Annotated in this window: 15 protein-coding genes; 11 read left to right on the top strand and 4 right to left on the bottom strand. The window is 57.0% G+C overall.

The window, feature by feature from the left end:
• The first annotated feature begins 17 nt into the window (after positions 1-17).
• The 6 genes from pspF (at position 18) to G5168_RS12065 (ending at position 6,459) form a co-directional block, all read left to right on the top strand.
• On the top strand, positions 18-1,046 hold the full coding sequence (gene pspF / locus G5168_RS12040; protein ID WP_005333674.1) for a phage shock protein operon transcriptional activator: 1,029 nt from the start codon (positions 18-20) through the stop codon (positions 1,044-1,046).
• A gap of 108 nt (positions 1,047-1,154) precedes the next feature.
• Positions 1,155-2,750 (top strand): ABC transporter substrate-binding protein SapA, encoded by a 1,596-nt coding sequence (gene sapA, locus G5168_RS12045; RefSeq protein ID WP_216980316.1) that lies wholly within the window; start codon positions 1,155-1,157, stop codon positions 2,748-2,750.
• 2 nt (positions 2,751-2,752) lie between these two features.
• Complete coding sequence (locus G5168_RS12050) at positions 2,753-3,712, top strand: ABC transporter permease (RefSeq protein ID WP_421252265.1); 960 nt, start codon at positions 2,753-2,755, stop codon at positions 3,710-3,712.
• Positions 3,713-3,747: 35 nt separating this feature from the next.
• Complete coding sequence (locus G5168_RS12055; protein WP_216953434.1) at positions 3,748-4,641, top strand: ABC transporter permease subunit; 894 nt, start codon at positions 3,748-3,750, stop codon at positions 4,639-4,641.
• Positions 4,641-5,639: an oligopeptide/dipeptide ABC transporter ATP-binding protein gene (locus tag G5168_RS12060; protein WP_227342654.1), complete on the top strand. Its 999-nt coding sequence runs from the start codon at positions 4,641-4,643 to the stop codon at positions 5,637-5,639. Before G5168_RS12055 ends, G5168_RS12060 begins: the two co-directional genes overlap by 1 nt.
• A gap of 34 nt (positions 5,640-5,673) precedes the next feature.
• Positions 5,674-6,459: an ATP-binding cassette domain-containing protein gene (locus G5168_RS12065; RefSeq protein ID WP_005333681.1), complete on the top strand. Its 786-nt coding sequence runs from the start codon at positions 5,674-5,676 to the stop codon at positions 6,457-6,459.
• A gap of 104 nt (positions 6,460-6,563) precedes the next feature.
• On the opposite strand, the gene htpG is transcribed toward G5168_RS12065, so the two are convergent.
• Positions 6,564-8,477, bottom strand: a complete 1,914-nt coding sequence (gene htpG, locus G5168_RS12070) for a molecular chaperone HtpG (protein ID WP_421252266.1) — start codon at positions 8,475-8,477, stop codon at positions 6,564-6,566.
• A gap of 165 nt (positions 8,478-8,642) precedes the next feature.
• Positions 8,643-9,245 (bottom strand): recombination mediator RecR, encoded by a 603-nt coding sequence (gene recR / locus G5168_RS12075; protein ID WP_019444931.1) that lies wholly within the window; start codon positions 9,243-9,245, stop codon positions 8,643-8,645.
• A gap of 214 nt (positions 9,246-9,459) precedes the next feature.
• On the opposite strand from recR, the gene G5168_RS12080 reads away from it, so the two are divergent.
• Both G5168_RS12080 and G5168_RS12085 read left to right on the top strand, forming a co-directional pair.
• On the top strand, positions 9,460-10,182 hold the full coding sequence (locus G5168_RS12080; protein ID WP_227342650.1) for a DUF2982 domain-containing protein: 723 nt from the start codon (positions 9,460-9,462) through the stop codon (positions 10,180-10,182).
• Between the two features lie 468 nt (positions 10,183-10,650).
• On the top strand, positions 10,651-11,682 hold the full coding sequence (locus G5168_RS12085; protein ID WP_227342649.1) for a LacI family DNA-binding transcriptional regulator: 1,032 nt from the start codon (positions 10,651-10,653) through the stop codon (positions 11,680-11,682).
• A 145-nt stretch (positions 11,683-11,827) separates the two neighbouring features.
• On the opposite strand, the gene G5168_RS12090 is transcribed toward G5168_RS12085, so the two are convergent.
• A complete protein-coding gene (locus G5168_RS12090; RefSeq protein ID WP_421252267.1) occupies positions 11,828-12,247 on the bottom strand; it encodes a GNAT family N-acetyltransferase in 420 nt (139 codons plus the stop codon).
• A gap of 96 nt (positions 12,248-12,343) precedes the next feature.
• Entirely contained in the window at positions 12,344-14,365 is a 2,022-nt protein-coding gene (locus tag G5168_RS12095; RefSeq protein WP_266134805.1) for an alpha-glucosidase, read from the bottom strand.
• A gap of 277 nt (positions 14,366-14,642) precedes the next feature.
• On the opposite strand from G5168_RS12095, the gene G5168_RS12100 reads away from it, so the two are divergent.
• From G5168_RS12100 to araD, 3 genes are all read left to right on the top strand, one after another.
• Entirely contained in the window at positions 14,643-16,043 is a 1,401-nt protein-coding gene (locus G5168_RS12100) for a glycoside-pentoside-hexuronide (GPH):cation symporter (protein ID WP_421252268.1), read from the top strand.
• A 62-nt stretch (positions 16,044-16,105) separates the two neighbouring features.
• Entirely contained in the window at positions 16,106-17,563 is a 1,458-nt protein-coding gene (locus tag G5168_RS12105; RefSeq protein WP_421236284.1) for a glycoside-pentoside-hexuronide (GPH):cation symporter, read from the top strand.
• Between the two features lie 64 nt (positions 17,564-17,627).
• Positions 17,628-19,382, top strand: a complete 1,755-nt coding sequence (gene araD, locus G5168_RS12110) for an L-arabinonate dehydratase (protein WP_216978944.1) — start codon at positions 17,628-17,630, stop codon at positions 19,380-19,382.
• The last annotated feature ends 7 nt before the right edge of the window (positions 19,383-19,389 follow it).

The following is a 19,389-nucleotide window of genomic DNA, read 5'->3' on the forward strand; positions in this document are numbered from 1 at the left end:
AACTGACAGGGATCACTATGACCACGGCCACGGAAAGCCTGCTGGGGGAATCCAACGCATTCCTCGAAATCATCGAGCAGGCCTCACGGCTCGCCCCGCTGCGCAAACCCGTGCTGATCATCGGTGAGCGGGGGACGGGCAAGGAGCTGATCGCCCACCGCCTACATTATCTCTCGGCGCGCTGGGATCAAAGCTTTGTCACCATCAACTGCGCCACCCTGAGCGAGAGCCTGCTGGAGACCGAGCTGTTCGGTCACGAGGCGGGGTCGTTTACCGGCGCGGCCAAGCGCCATCAGGGCCGCTTCGAGCGGGCCGATGGCGGCACCCTGTTCCTCGACGAGCTGGCCACCACCAGCGCCCGGGTGCAGGAGAAGCTGCTGCGGGTCATCGAGTATGGCGAGTTCGAGCGGGTGGGCGGGGCCAAGCCCCTCAAGGTGGATGTGCGGCTGGTCTGCGCCACCAACGAGGATCTCCCTGCGCTGGCCGACAAGGGGCAGTTTCGCCACGATCTGCTCGACCGGCTCGCGTTTGATGTGATCACCCTCCCCCCCTTGCGGGAGCGGCGGGAAGATATTCTGATGCTGGCGGAGCACTTCGCCCACAGCATGACCCGGGAGCTTGGGTATCCGCTCTTTGCCGGTTTCTCGCGCAAGGCAACCCAGCTACTGCTGGATTACCACTGGCCGGGCAATGTGCGGGAGCTGAAGAACGTGGTGGAGCGCAGTATCTATCGTCAGGGCAATCCCCAACTGCCGCTCTCGACCCTGGTGCTCAACCCGTTTGATTCCCCCTGGCGACCACAGGTCACGCAACCTGCGCAAGAGGCCCGAAGCGAGGTACAATCTGCATCCCCCCTTGCCTTGCCACTCGATCTCAAGCAGGCGGTGGCGGAATACGAGATTAATTTACTCAAGCAAGCGATGCAGCAATCCCAGTATAATCAGCGCAAAGCCGCTCAACTGCTGGCCTTAAGCTATCACCAGTTCCGTGGCATGCTACGCAAATATCAGCTGCTGGATGGCGATAACGATGCAGAACAAGAGTGAAGGAGCGCGGTTGATGCCGACGCCAGCAACACGCCAGCCTCCGCGCTGGCACATTTGTATCAAAGCGTGCGTACAAACCCCTTATAAGAACATGGTTCAACAATGAGAATGCTCACCCCCTTGCTGCTGGGTCTGCTGGTGCTGGTCACCGGCTGCCAGAAGCAACCCGAGGCCTCCAAAACCGGGCTTATCTATTGCGCTGAGGGCTCCCCCCTCTCCTTCAATCCCCATGTTTCCAACTCAGGGGTGACGCTGGATGCCAGTGCCCGTCCGCTCTACGACCGCTTGCTGGAAGTTAACCCCAACACCCTGGCGCTGGAGCCGGCGCTCGCCACCAACTGGCAGATCAGTGAGGATGGCCTCACCTACACCCTGACCCTGCGCGAAGGGGTAAGCTTTCACCATACCGCCTGGTTCACACCTAGCCGTCCCTTCAATGCCGACGATGTGGTTTTCACCTATGCCCGCCAGCTTGACGAGCAGCACCCCTATCATCTGGTTTCCGGCGGCGACTACCCCTACTTCTTCAGTCTGGGGCAGGATCAGCTGATCAAGAAGGTCTACAAAAAAGGGCCACACACCGTCGTCTTTGAGTTGAATCAGCCCAACGCCTCTTTCCTTGCTACCCTAGCGAGCGACTATGCAGTGATCCTCTCGGCCGAATATGCCGACCAGTTGCTCAACGCGGGCACACCGACCCTGCTGGATAGCCGCCCCATCGGTACCGGCCCGTTCAGCTTCAAGGAGTATCGTCACAACGAGTTCATTCGCTATCAGCGCCATCCCGCTTACTGGAACGGGCCAGCAAAAATTGAACAACTGGTTTACGACATCACCCCAAAATCCGCCAAACGGCTGGCCAAGCTGCTGACCGGCGAGTGTGACGTAATGAGCACGCCGGCTGCCAGCCAGCTCTCGGTGATCAAAGAGCACCCCGACTTGAGCCTCTCGGTCCAGTCAGGAATGAATGTCGCGTTTTTAGCCCTCAATACCCGTAAACCACCGTTCAACAACGTCAAGGTTCGCCAGGCCATTGCCAGCGCCATCAATGTCGACAACCTGCTACAGGCGGTCTATTTCGATACCGGCCTGCCAGCCAACAGTCTGCTGCCCCCCCTCTCCTGGGGCTACAACCCCAGCCTGCCCGAGCGCAAGCCCGACCTGAAACGGGCACGCCAACTGCTCAAGGAGGCCGGGCTCGAACAGGGACTGGAAATGCAGGTACTGGTGCAACCGGACGCGCGCCCCTACAACCCGGATGCGGTCAAGACAGCCCAACTGATCCGCAGTGACCTGGCCAAGGTGGGGATCAAACTCAAGATTGTGCAGCAAGAGTGGCCCGTCATTGAGAGACGCCTGCTCAATGGGCAATACGACAGTCTGCTCTCCGGCTGGATCGCCGACAATGCCGACCCGGACAACTTCTTTCGCCAGTTGCTGAGCTGCTCTGCGGTGGAGCGGGGCAACAACTACAGCCGCTGGTGCAGTCCGGCCTTCGACCAGTTGCTGGATGATGCGGTCACCACACCCCAGCTCTCATTCCGGCTGCGCAACTACTATTACGCGCAAACCCTGCTCAATGAACAGTTGCCGCTCATTCCGCTGGCCCATGCCCTGCGTACCCAGGTCACTCGCAGCGATATCGAGGGGCTGACACTGATGCCCTTTGGCGGCACCTCCTTCAATCAGGCCTACAGGGAGTAAGCATGCTTCTATACATCTTGCGCCGCATCAACCTGCTGCTCATCACCCTGCTGGCGCTGACGCTGGTCGCCTATCTGCTGGAGTATCGGTTGCTCGGTCACGAACTGAGTTTCTGGCGCGGTTATCCCGACTTTCTGCGCCGTATTTTTGCAGGCGACCTGGGGATCTCCAGCGTCTCCGGGCTGCCGGTGCTGGACGAGATCCGCCACTATTTTCCCGCCACCCTGATCCTCTGCCTGGCGGCATTTGCCATCTCGCTGCTGGTGGGTATTCCCCTCGGCACTCTGGCTGCCCTGTCACAAGGCAAGACGCTGGATCTCTCCATCATGACCGCAGGTCTTATCGGCTATGCGGTACCGGTATTCTGGTTGGCACTGCTGGTGGTAATGCTCTTTTCGCTGGATCTCGGCTGGTTGCCGGCGTCGGGCCAGATCAGCCTGCTCTACGACGTGCCCCCCATTACCGGCATCGCGGTGATCGATGTGCTGCTCAGCAACGAGCCCTGGCGGCAAGCGGCGCTGCACGATGCCCTGCGCCACCTCATTCTCCCGTCACTGGTGCTGGCGGTGGTGCCCACCACCGAGGTGATCCGCCATGTGCGCAGTTCCCTCATCGACGTGATGAAGCAGAACTACATCAAGGCGGCGGCGAGCCGGGGCCTTTCCAAGGCGCAGATCGTCTGGCGCCATGGTCTGAAGAACGCCCTGCCGCCGGTACTGCCGCTGCTGGGTCTGCAACTGGGTAGCGTGCTCACCTCCGCCATGATCACCGAGGTGGTGTTCGAGTGGCACGGGATCGGCCGCTGGCTCATCAGCAGCATCGCCCTGCAGGATTACGCCGCCATTCGCGGCGCGACTCTGGTGGTGGCCAGTTTCGTGATCCTGACCAGCGTCAGCACCGAGTTGCTGACCACCCTTATCTATCCGGCACGGCGCAAAGAGTTGTATGCCAAACAAGATTGAACGCGCTCATGGCGTGACCAGGAGCCAGGTATCCTATGCAAGATAAATCGAACATCTATCCCGAGCTCAAGATCCTCTCGCCCCTTGAGCAGACGTGGGCCTCCTACAGCCGCAATCCGCTCGCCATGGCGGGGCTCTGGTGCTTTTTGCTGTTGCTGCTCATCACGCTGGTGGGGCCGCTGGTCGTCCCCTACGGCATCGATGAACAGCACACCGACAAGCTGCTGCTCGCCCCCTCGTGGGCGGCGACCGGCAACATCGACTACTTCCTCGGCACCGATGATTTGGGGCGCGACATGCTCTCCCGGCTGGTGGTGGGAGCACGTCTCACCTTCGGCTGTGCCCTTGTCGTGGTGGTGATCGCCATGGTGGTGGGCTCCGCCATCGGCATACTCGGCGGCATGAGCAAGGGGCTGAAATCGAGCGTGCTGCACCACCTGCTCGATACCCTGCTCTCCATCCCCTCCCTGCTGATGGCCATCATCATGGTTGCCATTCTGGGGCCGGGCCTTGGCAATACCCTGATCGCCATTACCCTGGCATTGATCCCCCCCTTTATCCGGGCCACTTACAACGCGGTGCATGCCGAGATGCAGAAGGAGTACATCATTGCCAGTCGGCTCGATGGCTCGCCCCCCTTCAGGATCATGCGGCTGGCTATTTTGCCCAATATCGTCGAGACCCTGGTGGCCCAGACCACCCGCACCTTGTCTGCGGCCATTCTCGATATCTCGGCAGTCGGTTTTCTCGGCCTCGGCGCACAATCCCCTCAACCGGAGTGGGGCACCATGCTGGCCGATTCGAGTGACCTCATCTATCTCGCACCCTGGACCGTCACTTTGCCGGGCATGGCTATCCTGTTCAGCGTGCTGGCCACCAACCTGGTTGGTGAAGGCATCCGCGAAGCACTCAAAGAGGGGAATGACTGATGCCGCTGCTCGATATTCGCAATCTCACCATCGAGATCGACACACCGCAAGGCAAGGTCAAGGCGGTGGACAAGGTGAGCCTGACCCTGACCGAGGGGGAGATCCGCGGTCTGGTGGGTGAATCCGGCTCAGGTAAAAGTCTGATCGCCAAGGTGATCGTCGGCATCGAGAAGGACAACTGGACGGTACGTGCCGACCGGATGCGCTTCAACGACATGGATCTGCTGAGCATGCCTCCCAAGGAGCGTCGTCGCATCATGGGTCGCGAGATCGCCATGATCTTCCAGGACCCCATCAGCTGTCTCGACCCCTCCGAGGAGATCGGCACCCAGCTGGAAGAGGCAATCCCGACCGATTCGTTCGAGGGGCAATTCTGGCAACGCTTCCAGTGGCGCAAGAAGAAGGCCATCGCCCTGCTGCACCGGGTCGGCGTCAAGGATCACCGCAAGGTGATGCGCGCCTATCCCCATGAGCTGTCGGATGGCATGTGCCAGAAGGTGATGATCGCCATGGCCATTGCCAACCAGCCGCGTCTGCTGGTAGCCGACGAGCCCACCAGCGCCATGGAGTCCACCACCCACTCCCAGATCCTGCGACTCCTGGACAAGATGAACAAGCTGGGCAATACCACCATCCTGATCATCAGTAACGACATCGCCGCCATCGCCAACCTGACCGATACCATCAACGTGATGTACTGCGGCCAGATGGTGGAAGTGGGCACCCGGGAGCAGATCCTTGAGACCCCGCATCACCCCTATACCGATGCCCTGCTCAAATCGATCCCCGACTTTGACAAGCTGGTGCGCCACAAGTCGCGCCTCGAGACCCTGCCCGGCGTCATCCCGCCACTGCAACACCTGCCCATCGGCTGCCGTCTGGGGCCGCGCTGCCCCTACGCCCAGAAGCAGTGCGTGCAGACTCCTTTGATGAACAAGATCAAGGGCCATCAGTTCAGCTGTCACTTCCCGCTGAACATGGAGGAGCCCAAAAAATGATGACCGTTAATGCCCCCATGAAGGAGCCTCGCTTGTGATCGAGCCATCCCTGTTGCAGGTCAGAGGCCTTAGCAAAACCTACCAGAACCGTACCGGTCTGTTTCGTCGTCAGGCAGTAGAGGCGATCAAGCCCCTCTCGTTCGATCTTGAAGTGGGCCAGACCCTCGCCATCGTCGGCGAAGCTGGCTCCGGCAAGAGTACCCTCGCCCGCATTCTGGCCGGCATGATCGAACCCACCAGCGGCGACATCGCCATCGACGGCCAACTGATGGTGCATGGCGATTACCAGACTCGCTGCAAACTGCTGCGGATGATTTTTCAGGATCCCAACACCTCGCTGAACCGCAAGATCCGGGTCGGCCAGATCCTGGAAACCCCGCTGCGTCTCAACACCGAGATGACCGAGGAGGAGCGCCGTGAGAAGGTGGTGCAAACCCTGCGCATGGTGGGGATGCTGCCGGACCACGCCCTGTTTTATCCGCAGATGCTCTCCTCCGGTCAGCAACAGCGGGTGGCGCTGGCACGCGCGCTGATCCTCAACCCCAAGATAGTGGTGGCCGATGAGGCGCTCTCCACCCTGGATATCTCGGTACGCTCCCAGATCATCAATCTGCTGCTGGAGATGCAGGAGACCATGGGACTGAGTTATGTGCTGGTAGCCAACGATCTGGGCATCGTCAGCCATATCAGCGACGAGGTGCTGGTAATGCACGAAGGTCGGGTGGTGGAGCGCGGCAAGACTCTCAAGGTGTTTGCCGATCCCCAGCATGAGGTGACTCGCCGTCTCATCCAGAACTACAACAACGAATACCGCAAATAGAGAGGCGCTGGCCGCTCCCTTGCCGCTGTGTTTCGCCGAGCTCACTCGGCGAGATCAAAAAAGCCCACTGCATGCAGTGGGCTTTCTGTTACCGGCGTTGCTGCTTAGGCTTGCAGCAGCAGACGGTTGATACGGGAGACGAAGCTCGCCGGATCGTTCAGCCCGCCCTGCTCGGCCAGCTGGGCCTGTTCGTGCAGCAGGGTGACCCACTCACCGAACAGAGCCTCGTCTTCAATGGTGTCGAGTTTCTTCACCAGCGCATGGTCAGGGTTGAGCTCCAGAATGTACTTCTGCTCCGGTACCGGCTGGCCAGCCGCACGCATGAGCTTGATCATCTGGGTGCTCATACCGTAGGCGTCAGTGACGATGCAAGAGGGTGAATCGGTCAGACGGTGAGTGACACGCACCTCTTTCACTGCATCGCCCAGGCTCTTCTTGACCCGCGCCACCAGACCGGCGTTAGCTTTTTCGGCCTCTTCCTGCGCCTGCTTGGAGGCTTCATCTTCCAGATCGCCGAGATCCAGTTCGCCACGGGTGACGGAGATGAGCTGCTTGCCGTCGAACTCGGTCAGGTGGCTCATCAGCCACTCGTCCACTCGCTCCCACATCAGCAGCACTTCGACACCCTTCTTGCGGAAGATCTCGAGATGCGGGCTGTTCTTGGCAGCGGCATAGGAGTCGGCGGTGATGTAGTAAATCTTCTGCTGACCTTCCTTCATGCGGCCAACGTAATCCTCGAGAGAGACTGTCTGGGCTTCGCCCTCGCCAGCGGTGCTGGCAAAGCGCAGGAGCTTCGCGATCTCTTCGCGGTTGGCGTAATCCTCGGCCGGGCCCTCTTTGAGCACGTTACCGAACTCTTTCCAGAACTTGGCGTACTTCTCGGCATCGTCTTTCGCCAGCTTGGAGAGCATGGTCAGGACGCGCTTGGAGCAAGCTTTGCGCAGGGAAGCGGTCACCTTGTTGTCCTGCAGAATTTCACGGCTGACGTTGAGCGGCAGATCGTTGGAGTCCAGCACCCCTTTGACGAAACGCAGGTAGGTCGGCATAAACTGCTCGGCGTCATCCATGATGAAGACGCGCTGTACGTAGAGCTTCAGACCGTGCTTCTGCTCGCGGTTGTAGAGGTCGAACGGTGCGCGGGCCGGTACGTAGAGCAGGCTGGTGTACTCTTGCGCCCCTTCCACCCGGTTGTGACCCCAGAGCAGCGGATCTTCAAAGTCGTGGGCGACGTGCTTGTAGAACTCCTGATACTCCTCGTCCTTGATATCTTTCGGGTTGCGGGTCCACAGTGCAGTCGCGCGGTTGACCTGCTCCCACTCGCCCGGGGTGCCGACGATGGTTTCACCATCCTCTTCACGATCCGGGGTACCCTCTTTGAACATCTCGACCGGTACGCTGATGTGATCGGAATATTTGCCCACCACGGAGCGCAGACGCCAGTCGTCGAGGAACTCGTCCTCTTCGGCACGCAGGTGCAGGATGACGTCGGTACCGCGACCGGCTTTAGTCACGTCAGCCACGGTGAAGGAGCCTTCCCCTTCCGATTCCCACTGTACGCCCTGCTCCGGAGCAGTACCGGCGGCGCGGGAAACCACGGTCACCTTGTCGGCCACGATAAAGGCAGAGTAGAAACCGACCCCGAACTGACCGATCAGCTGGGAATCCTTGCCCTGATCGCCGGAGAGGTTTTTGAAGAATTCGGCGGTGCCGGACTTGGCGATGGTACCCAGATGCTCGATCACCTGATCACGGGTCATACCGATCCCGTTATCGGAGATGGTCAGGGTACGCTTCTCTTTGTCCACCACCAGGCGCACACGCAACTGGCCGTCGTTTTCAAACAAAGAGGCATCGGAAAGCGCCTTGAAGCGCAGCTTGTCCGCCGCATCGGATGCGTTGGAGATCAGCTCGCGCAGGAATACTTCTTTGTTGGAGTAGAGGCTGTGAGCCATCAGGCTCAGCAGTTGTTTGACTTCAGTCTGAAAGCCGTGGGTTTCGGCATGAACACTTTGGGTCATGGACCAATCCTCAGAAACATCGGGTTGAACATATGCCCAACCTAGATGGGGACGGCCAATCAAATATCAAGGGGGCGAATGTGCAATCCTGCTCATTCGCCCCCTTTTTCCATTCAACTGCCGATTTTCTGATCAAGCCGCAATGATACAGCCCTATCCCGCCCCTTATTTGAGGCGCTGACGCCCCATCAGGGAGTGGGAGAGCGTGGTGCCATCCACCAGCTCCAGCTCTCCGCCCACCGGCACACCGTGGGCGATGCGGCTCACCTCTACCCCGGCAGCACGGGCCATATCAGCGATATACCAGGCGGTAGCATCCCCCTCGATGGTGGGATTGGTGGCGAGGATCAGTTCGCTGATGTGCTCTTCCTTCAGGCGGCGCTCGAGAATATCGAGTCCCAGCTCCTCCGGGCCTATGCCGTCCAGCGGCGAGAGGTGGCCCATCAGCACGAAGTAGCGGCCGGAGAACTGGCCGGTCTGCTCGATGGCGGCCACGTCCGCCGGGCTCTCCACCACGCAGAGCAGACCGTTCTCTTCCCGCTTGGGATTGGCGCAAATATCGCAGCGATCGTTCTCGGTAAAGGTGCGGCAGTGGCTGCAGTGGCCAATCTCGGTCAGGGCGCGAGAGAGCAGTTGGGCCAACCGCAAGCCGCCGCTGCGCTCACGCTCGAGCAGGGTAAAGGCCATCCGCTGGGCAGACTTAGGCCCCACCCCCGGCAATACCTGCAGGGCTTTCATCATCTCATCGAGCAGGGGACTGAACTTCATAACACTCCTTACACAGGCCTGCCCCTCGCCACCACTAGGGCCACGACGGGTCAGCAAAACAGGATAACGCCATTGGCGCAGGACTATACCCGAGCCGGCCCATGACTGCCATTTGCTTTGCTGGCCAGCGCAAAAACGCGGCGCTTATACTTGGTCAAAGACAAACGGGTGGTGTCATAAAAGATCGCCCCCCTCATCAGGACAAGGAGGTTAAATGGAGACACAACATATAAAGCCTCTGGTCCGCCGAAACGGGCTGACCCTGATCTGGGCCGGGGGGCTCATCACCAGCCTGATGCTATTACTGCTCTGGTTGCTTGTGGAAGGCCCGGTGCTCCCGGCCTATATATTGCTACTGAGTGGCATGATGATGACCTTGATAGGCTGGTTCAAGCTCAATGAACCCCCGATCAGCCTCTCCCTATGCCAGCACTCCCTCCACTATCACCACAAATATGGCGGCTGGGCACTGAAGTGGCACAACATCCAGCGTATCGATCAACCCAGAATCCATGTTGGTTGGGATCTCCAGCCCCTGCCCTATATCGGTTTCAAGATAAAACAGTATGACGAGTTTCTGACACTGATCACTCCCAGACTGGCCGTGCATCTGTTGACAGAGCAGCGCCCTGTGTTGCTGCATGCCCTGCATAATGAGCAGCTCCATGGGCAGCCAGTGCATACCAATGACCCCTTACAAGGCATCGACTGGCTGGAAGAGAGTCACTTTTGCTCCCCGCAAGGGCTGCACTACGATGGAGCATTGGCCATGCTGGCTCAACGGATGATTCGCATGCGCCACTTGCTCGGTTATGACCTGTTGATCCCGGTAGGCAGCCTGGATCGGGAACCGGATGATTTCCTCAAACTGCTGCGCCAATACAGGCAGGAGGCGATCGTCTCTCCACTACCTTCATCAGAGCCACACGCTCAATAACCCCCCTGCCAAGTGGTTGTCGCTACGTCCCAGGCACTAAACGGTGAGCTATCCAACGCGGTTGTAACACCCATTAGACGATTGCAGAGAGTGCTGATGAGAACTACCGATTCCCATAACACTAAATACTCATACCCTGAAGTAACCACCCTTCACCATGTGGTGCGGTGTTTATTTGAACAGTTAACTGCCATGGGTCATTGCAGTTAAAGAGGCTCATTTTTCGACATTGGATGCCAAAACGCTCAAGCGCTCTTGGCAACACGTTTTTATTTGTAATGGCTAACCAAAATCTAATTACCATACAAGTAACCCGAATTGCCGACGCACCTCCTACAGCGAATCATCACTTTTATTTAAGCCCTATTTTTTATACACTTAAATACATGTCGGGAGATTATTGGATGGCTTTTCCCTCAGATAACGAAGGATGTCGAGCCGAGTAAAACCAATCAGGAAGCAGAACACGTGTCCTCGAGAAGCAAACAAACCGTCAAGCTTGATAATGTCGCGGCCCTGGCCAAGGTGTCCCCCTCGACAGTCTCACTTTATGTACGTCATCCAGACAAGGTAAAAGCCAATACCGGCCATAAAATTCAGCGTGCCATTGATGAATTGGGTTATGTGCACAACAAAATTGCCAGTCAGTTTACTGCCGGGCGAAGTTCGGCAATGGCAATTATCGTTCCTTCCATTTCCAATATTACCTTTAGTACCTTTGTCCAGCAGATTGAACATATCGTGAGTGATGCAGGTTTTCAGCTCTATATCGCATCTCATGATCACTCAATGGAAAAAGAGGAGCAGCAGATCCGCTCCATTTTACAATGGTCTCCTGCCGCCATAACCCTCACTGGCGCGAAGCACAGTGATACTACGATTCGTATGCTGGAGCACAGTGCGGTGCCTGTGGTTCAAGCATGGCAAATCGGTGAAGCCAGTCCGTTTGTCGCGCAGGTCGGTATAGATCATTTTCAGGTGGGTTACGATGCCGCATCTTACCTGATACGCTCCGGCTGCCATAAAATTGCCTATTTCACGACCCGTTTTAACGATGACGTGCGTGCGCAGAGCCGCTACAGCGGCTTTTGCCAGGCACTTGAGACGGCGGGTATGGATCCCTTGTTGGTCGAAATCCCTTACAGCGACAATATTTACCCCGCCGCACGCGAACTACTCATCAAGACACTGCTCAAAGAGCGCAAACTCGACGGCATTTTTGCATCAAACGATACCATTGGTACTGCATTGCTGATGGAGGCGATTGCACGCAATATCCCGGTACCAGAGCAACTATCTATCATCGGGTTTGGCGATTTTCCAGGCAGCGGCTATCTGGCCCCCGTGACCTTGTCCAGTATCAATATCAATATTCACTCTGTTGCCAGCCAAGCTGCATCTATGATGTTGCGGATGGCTCGCGATCCCGATTATAAAGGCGAGATCATTGATGCAGGATTTGACTTGATCCCCAGACAGAGTACCCGGTTTGTTTTGTGACCAAGCCAATATAGTCACACCATGAACCATCACAAAACCATGGCCTTGATAAATAGCCCATAAAGATAAATGCCCCCCATGTATCTACCAGAACACTATCCATTGCGTCAGATATTTTTAAGCAGGGCACCAGTCACTGCCAGCGCTACAAGGTTTTGGTTAAGTAATATCGCTGATGAAACACCGGGCACTTTTCCAACGTCATCACGACGGAATAACCCCTCGCTTGGTAAAAAGGCTTTGCTTGAAAACTAAAAGTATCGAGCTGTGAAAAACGGCAGCCGCGCTCTAGGGCAGCCTGCTCCATTGCTGCCAATAACCGGCCTCTTACACCGCGCCCCCGCAGACTGCGGGCCACCCACAGATACTCGATATAGAGCCAGTTGCCGTAGGTATGGCCGCTGCATCCTCCGGCACGACGTTGCTGCTCATCCTGATAGAAGATGGCAAGTGGGCGACGTATCTGTTCACCGACAAACTCACGATTGGTTTTGATCAGGTTGTCTCGTAAAAAATCTATGTCGTCCTGGCTGGGGTTTTGCACAACGTCAAGAGTGTCAATCATGCTGCTCTGCTCCTCTGTTGAAACATAATGGCCGTGAACATTGTCACGGCCATGGGTTATCCGGGTCGCATCCTCTATAGCGAACGCCGGTGCGATTTACGCCAGATCCTTTAGCTCGGCAAACAGCGAAGCCCAGGGACTTTTGGCACGATAGAACACCGGGGGCTGGCCAATCGGTGCAGGCAGAGTGACCCGCTGGCCCCCTGTAAAGCGCTGGCCGCTCCAGACATGCGTCCACTGCTCACCTGCAGGCAGGTAAGTTGTCCACTCACGCACATCCCCTTGGTGAACCGGTGCCACCAGCAACTCTGACCCATAGAGGTATTGATCCTGTATGACGTAGACCTCGGGATCATGTTCAAAATGCAGCATCATGGCACGTTGAACCGGATACCCTTTCTCAGCCGCTTCATCCACCAGGCTACGTAAGTAAGGAGTCAGGTGGCAATAAACTCGGGTCATCCGGGCAAAATGCGCCAACGTGCTGCCATCCTGGTCAAACTGGAAGTTCTCATCAGGGCGGTTACCTTCGTGGGTACGCATGACTGGGGTAAAGGCAGCCATTTCAACCCAGCGGTCAAACAGCTCCTTGGTTCGACGGTTGCCAAACAGTGAGGTGTAGCCACCGATATCCGAGTGGTGATACGCGTTCCCCAACATACCGGAGGAGAGCGCCCCCGAGATCACCGTGACCAGACCGTCGTGACGGCTGAAATCGACACATTGATCGCCTGCCCACAGTAGCGGGCAGTATTGCTGCACCCCAGTGTAACCGGCTCGCATAAAGAAAAGGGCATCACCGGTTTGGCCGTTCATCGCGATCGCTTCTGCGTTGCACTGGGCCCACAGAGTCGGCCAGGCATTGTGCATCAGCTTGGCATCGACACCGTTGTGCAGGTAGATGTTATCGGTCGGCAGGTACTCGCCAAAGTCAGCCATCCACCCCTTGATCCCCATGTCCAGCATGTTTTTACGCAGCACGGTATCACGGAACCAGGCCATGGCGTCTGGATTGGTAAAGTCGATACAGCCGCAATAGAATTCGCCAAAGTCGACCAGCGCAACTTGACCATCCTTGTCCAGCGCCATATAGCCGAGCTCTTTGGCGATCGGAAACAGCTTGCCATCTTCACACAGGTAGGGGTTGACGTAGGCCATGAACTCGATGCCCTGGTCATTGAGCTCCTTGATCCTGGCGGGCAGATTGGGGTAGCGATCCTGATGGTGCTGCCAATCCCAGTCCCAGAACAGGCGCTTGCCAAACGAGGTGACCCGCAAGCCGCACCAGTCTTCACTCCACAAACCCGAAACCTTGATACCATGGTCAAGGGCGTTTTCCAGACGACTGAAGGTATTGACCTCTCCCCCCTTCAGACCAAGGATCGCCCCCTTGTAAACCCACTCAGGCAACCTGGGCTGGCGGCCAAACCGGGCGGACAGTTTTTCAATAATGCCCAGATAGCTCTCTGCGGTGCGCAACTCGATGGCCTGCGGGATCGCCCACACTTGCAGCTCATGAAACCCTTCGTGACGAAAATCGAAATCGGCATAAGCGGTGGTGTCGATATGGCAGCTGTATTTACGAGAGGAGACAAACGTGGGTTGCGGATAGTTGGTGTGGTAGTAATCCCCACCGGCTTTGCCCATCACATCGGCTTTCCATTTGATCTCGCTGTGGGGATGGCGACCAACACCGGGCTCTGAGGTCCACAACGGAAAGTGACGGCCACGCAAATCAAAATAGGACATCTGCTCGCCACAACCCCAGACATGCTCTTTACGTTCGGCCGGCAATCTGACCCAAAAGCGGTTATATGCCTCGTCCAGTATGGTCGGATAAAGCATCACATCATCGCCATCACACACCACAGCCACCTGTAGCAAAGCCGGGGTCAAGGCATTCGGGGCAAAAACGAACAGGTTGTTGTCAACCTGTTCGATATGAGTCAATGCGACGCGAGACTCGATGTAGTCTTCGATGTCAAAGTTGCCGCGATAAATTTCCATTTTTTCCCGGCCCTTGCCTATATAAAACGCTGGGGCATCCGCTTGATGAGAAAATAACAACTGCTGCTGGTGCTGAATCGTTAACGCCTGTGACGAAAATTCGAGTTGCATTGCATAAGCTCCTGTTTAGTCGGGCCATCCCCGCTTGCTCGCAAACACAATAATAGCGCTACGATTTCATTTCAATCGCGTAAAACCCAAACAGCGATCTCGATCACCAATCAACACCCGCCACATGAAAACGTTTAGCTCGCTTGCAAGCACTATTTGTAAGAGAATCCTTAACCACCAGCGCAATCTCTCGATCTGGATCCCACTTTTCAACAATCACACTTGCGCCAATAATCGCATCGCTACGATTATTGGGCTGCCGGATGGATTCCACACTATGGAGAATAAAATGGTTGTTCAGGCGCATATCGAAAGCAGACTGCCTTTTAGGGAAAAACTTGCCTATGGCGTCGGCGATTTTGGTTACAACTTTGTATTGAATATCACCACCCTCTACCTGCTTAAATTTCTGACCGATGTAGCAGGTATCAATGCGGCGTGGGCAGGCGTCATCTTTTTGGTGGCGAAAGTGTTCACCGGCTTCACCGACCTGGGCACCGGCATTTTCCTCGACACCCGCAAGAGCTTCGGACCTCGCGGCAAGTTTCGTCCGATGCTGCTCTGGACCATAGTGCCCCTGTTTGTCTGCAATATGTTGCTGTTTTGTAATTTTGAGCTCGACAGCGAGACCAAGACCACCCTGTTCATCGTCTGCTTTATGGCCTTTGGCCTGTTCTTTAGCTTGGGCAATGCCAGCTATGGCGCCATGGTGCCCTCTATGACCAAAAATGTTCAGGATCGCGCAGAGCTGGCAGCATGGCGTCAGGGCGGAGCCAACACCGGCCTGTTGTTAGCCACCGTCGGTTTCATGCCCATCGCCATGTTGTTTGAATCCCAGGAGACCGGCTACATGGTGGCAGCCCTGGCCTACACCTCGGTCGGCTTGGCGGCGGTGCTCTTTTGCTACCTCAACGTCAAAGAACACCACACCATCATAGGTAATGACCCTGACCAGATAGTCGAGAAGCCCACCATCAAGGAGGGGCTCAAGGCGGTACTCAAGAACAACCAGTTGCTGGTGCTGGCAGTAGCCAACCTGCTGACCCTCTCCGCATTCAACGTCAAACTCACCGTGCAGGTCTTCTACGCCCAGTACATTCTGGGTGATGTCTCCATGGTCTCTTACATGAGCTTTGTCAGCATGGGGTGCATCTACCTCGGGGTGTTGTCTGTGCCTGCGCTGGTACGCCGCTTTGGCAAAAAACCTGTCTATCTGGCCGGATTGTGCCTGTGGATCTCCGGCGACATTGCCAACTACCTGTTCGGTGGCACCGTCATGAGTTACGTGCTGTTCACCTCGCTGGCGTTCTTTGGCACCTCTTTCGTCAACAGCCTTAACTGGGCGTTTGTCTCAGATACCGTTGAGTACGGTGAGTGGAAAACCGGTACCCGTACCGAAGGCTTGGTCTACTGCGGCATGACCTTCTTTAGAAAGTGTTCGCAAGCTATCGCAGGGTTCGTCCCCGGGTTTGCTCTGGCACTGGTTGGCTACATGCCCAATGTGGAGCAAACCGATGCCGCCAAAACCGGGATCACCGGACTGATTTTCATCTACCCGGCAAGCCTGGCCATCGTAACGGCACTGGTGATGGCCCTCTTCTACACCCTCAACGAGCAGCGCTATCAAGAGATCATTGCCAGCCTTGGTGCCCGCCGTGTGGCGACCACCCAAAGCTGACTCTCATTCAACTGGCAGCGGCATGCTGGCCACGCTGTTGCTCTCTTCAAGGATGTGATCCCATGACATATCGCAATGTGGCAAGTGACCGTCTGGCATGGCAGGAAAAGATGGCCTACGGAGTGGGTGATCTCGGCTATAACTTCCTGCTCAACTGCACAACGCTCTATTTGCTGATCTTCCTGACCGATGTGGCAGCCATTCCGGCAGCATGGGCCGGAGCAATCTTTCTGGTTTCGAAGTTCTTTACCGCCTGCACCGATCTGGTGACCGGCAGCGTGCTGGATAATCGTTCCGAGCTCGGCCCCAGAGGTAAATTTCGCCCCTTCCTGCTCTGGACCATAGTGCCACTGGCTCTTATCAACACCGCCCTGTTTACCAGCGTTGAGCTCCCGGTCATCGCTAAAACAGTGCTGTTTACCCTGCTGTTCATGATGTTTGGTGCCTTTTACAGTTTTGGCAATGCCTCCTATGGCGCCATGGTCCCGGCCCTCACCAAGCGACTCCAGGACCGAGCCGAGCTCGCCGCCTGGCGCCAGGGGGGAGCCAATACCGGATTACTGCTCTGCTCGGTGGGGTTCATGCCGCTGGTATTGCTGTTTGACAAACCACAGGTCGGCTATAGCGTTGCGGTACTGATTTATTCGGTCATGGGGGCTGCAGCAGTACTCTTTTGCTACAGCAGAGTTCGTGAACGCCATGTGCTGCCATCGGTTGTCAACGAATCGGGGTTTTCGGCAGTACAAACCAACGCACGGGCCGTGCTGGCAAACCGTCCGCTGGGCATCCTGGCGCTGGCCAATCTGCTGACGCTGGCAGCGTTCAACACCAAGCTGATTGTTCAGGTTTTTTACGCCCAATATGTGATTGGCGACGTATCGATGATCGCCTACATGAGCTTCATCAGCATAGGGTGTATCTACCTGGGTGTATTGCTGGTCCCCTTTGCCGTGCACCGTTTTGGCAAACTGCCTGTCTATCTGGCCGGCATTGGCGTGTGGATATGCGGTGACCTGCTCAACTACCTCTACAGCGAGAGTGCTCTCGATTACATCCTCTTCACCTCCCTGGCCCTGTGGGGATCCGCTTTCGTCAACAGTCTCAACTGGGCGTTCATCTCTGACACCGTCGAGTATGGGGAATGGAAAACCGGCATCCGCACAGAAGGGCTGGTCTACTGCAGTCTGACCTTCTGCCGCAAATGTTCGGCCGCGCTTGCGGGCCTCATCCCCGGGCTGGTGCTGGCATGGTCAGACTATGTTCCCAACGCGACGCAAAGCACCGAGACCCAAAGCAGCATCGCCAATCTGATGTTTCTCTACCCGATCTGTGCCCTGATTTGCGCTGCTGCCTTGATGTTGCTGTTCTACCCGCTCACTGATGCTCGCTATCAACAGATCGTCCGGGAGCTGGCACAACGCCATGCCCTTGCTTCTCCCCGGAAACCCCATCACCGAATGAGTGAACAATCTACTCCATCGCCTGCCCCCCCCCCTCTTCGTGCGGGTCAGAATGGCTGAATTTAACATGCTGTTTTTATTGAATTAATCCTTGACCAAATCAGACAAAGAGAGCGCTATTCCTATGTCATTCAACAGTGAAAACCTGGCCAAGCTCGATATCTCGGCGCTGCGTAGCCAACGCTGGTATGCCCCCGACACCATCCGAGCCTTCGCCCATCGTCAACGCAGTCAGCAAAGTGGCTTGAACCGCGACGAATTCATGGGCAAGCCAGTGATCGGGATCATCAATACCTGGAGTGAAATGAGCCCCTGCCATAGCCACCTGCGTGAGCGCGCCGAGGCCGTCAAGCGAGCCGTCTGGGCCGCGGGAGGCTACCCCGTTGAATTGCCCGCGCTGTCGGTCGGGGAAGTATTGGTCAAGCCGACCACCATGCTCTATCGCAACTTTCTGGCGATGGAGGCAGAAGAGCTGCTGCGCCAGCATCCGATCGATGGGGCTGTGCTGCTCGGCGGTTGCGACAAATCCACGCCAGCCCTGCTGATGGGTGCCATTTCGATGGACTTGCCGGTGATCTTCTGCCCCGCCGGCCCCATGTCGAGCGGCAAATGGCGCGGCCATGTCACCGGTGCCGGTACCCATACCAAGAAGTTCTGGGACCAATTGCGCTTGGGGGCCATTACCCAGCATGACTGGATCGAGCTGGAGGGGGCGATGACTCGCTCCATCGGCACCTGCAATACCATGGGCACAGCATCCACCATGACCTCCATCGCCGATGCCATGGGCTTTATGTTGCCGGGGGCCAGCTCCATCCCCGCCGCTGACTCGCGACACGTCCAGATGGCAGCCCAATGCGGCCAAATCATCGTCGACATGGTGTGGCATGATCACAAACCTTCCCGCTGGCTGACCCGAGCCAACTTCCTCAATGGCGTAGTGGCCTACATGGCGCTCGGCGGCTCCACCAATGCCGCGATCCACATGATTGCGATGGCCAACCGGGCGGGCATCAACCTCACTCTGGAAGACATGGAGTCGGTGGCACGGGAAGTCCCTGTGCTGGCCAATCTGTTTCCCTCTGGTGATCAGTTGATGGAGGAGTTCTTCTTCGCCGGCGGTCTGATGGCCCAGCTGAAAAAGGTGGAGTCATTCCTCCACCTCGATGCGATCGGGGTCACCAATCGTCCCGTTGCACAGTGGATTGCCAACGCGACCTGTTATGACGACAACGTGATCCGCTCGCTAGATAACCCTGTGGTACCGCTCTCCCGTGGATGTGCATTGACAGTATTGCGCGGCAATCTGTGTCCCAACGGGGCTGTGATGAAATCATCTGCCGCCAAACCCGAACTGCGCCACCACAAGGGCCCTGCCATCGTCTTCGACAGCCATCAAGAGCTCTCGGATCGCATCGATGACCCCGCCCTGGAGGTAACCAAGGAATCAGTGATTATCCTGCGCAATGCCGGCCCGGTCGGCGCGCCGGGCATGCCGGAGTGGGGCAACCTGCCGATCCCGAAAAAGCTGCTGCAACAAGGCGTCACCGACATGGTGCGGATTAGTGATGCCCGCATGTCCGGTACTCACTATGGCACCTGTATCCTGCACGTTGCCCCTGAAGCGGCCATTGGTGGCCCACTGGCACTGGTACGTACCGGTGACCTCATCGAGCTCGATATCGCCAATGGCCGCCTCAACATGCTGGTCAGTGATGAAGAGCTGGCCGAGCGCCGCCGCACGCTCAAACCGGTACACAAAGTTTATGAACGCTCTTATGCCGCACTCTATCAACAACATGTGACCCAGGCCGATCAGGGCTGTGACTTCGATTTCCTCCAGGCTGGCAGCAAAGTGCCCGAGCCCCCGATTTTCTAAAGGAGCA

Source organism: Aeromonas sp. 600724, assembly GCF_049175135.1.
Lineage (GTDB): Bacteria > Pseudomonadota > Gammaproteobacteria > Enterobacterales > Aeromonadaceae > Aeromonas > Aeromonas veronii_A.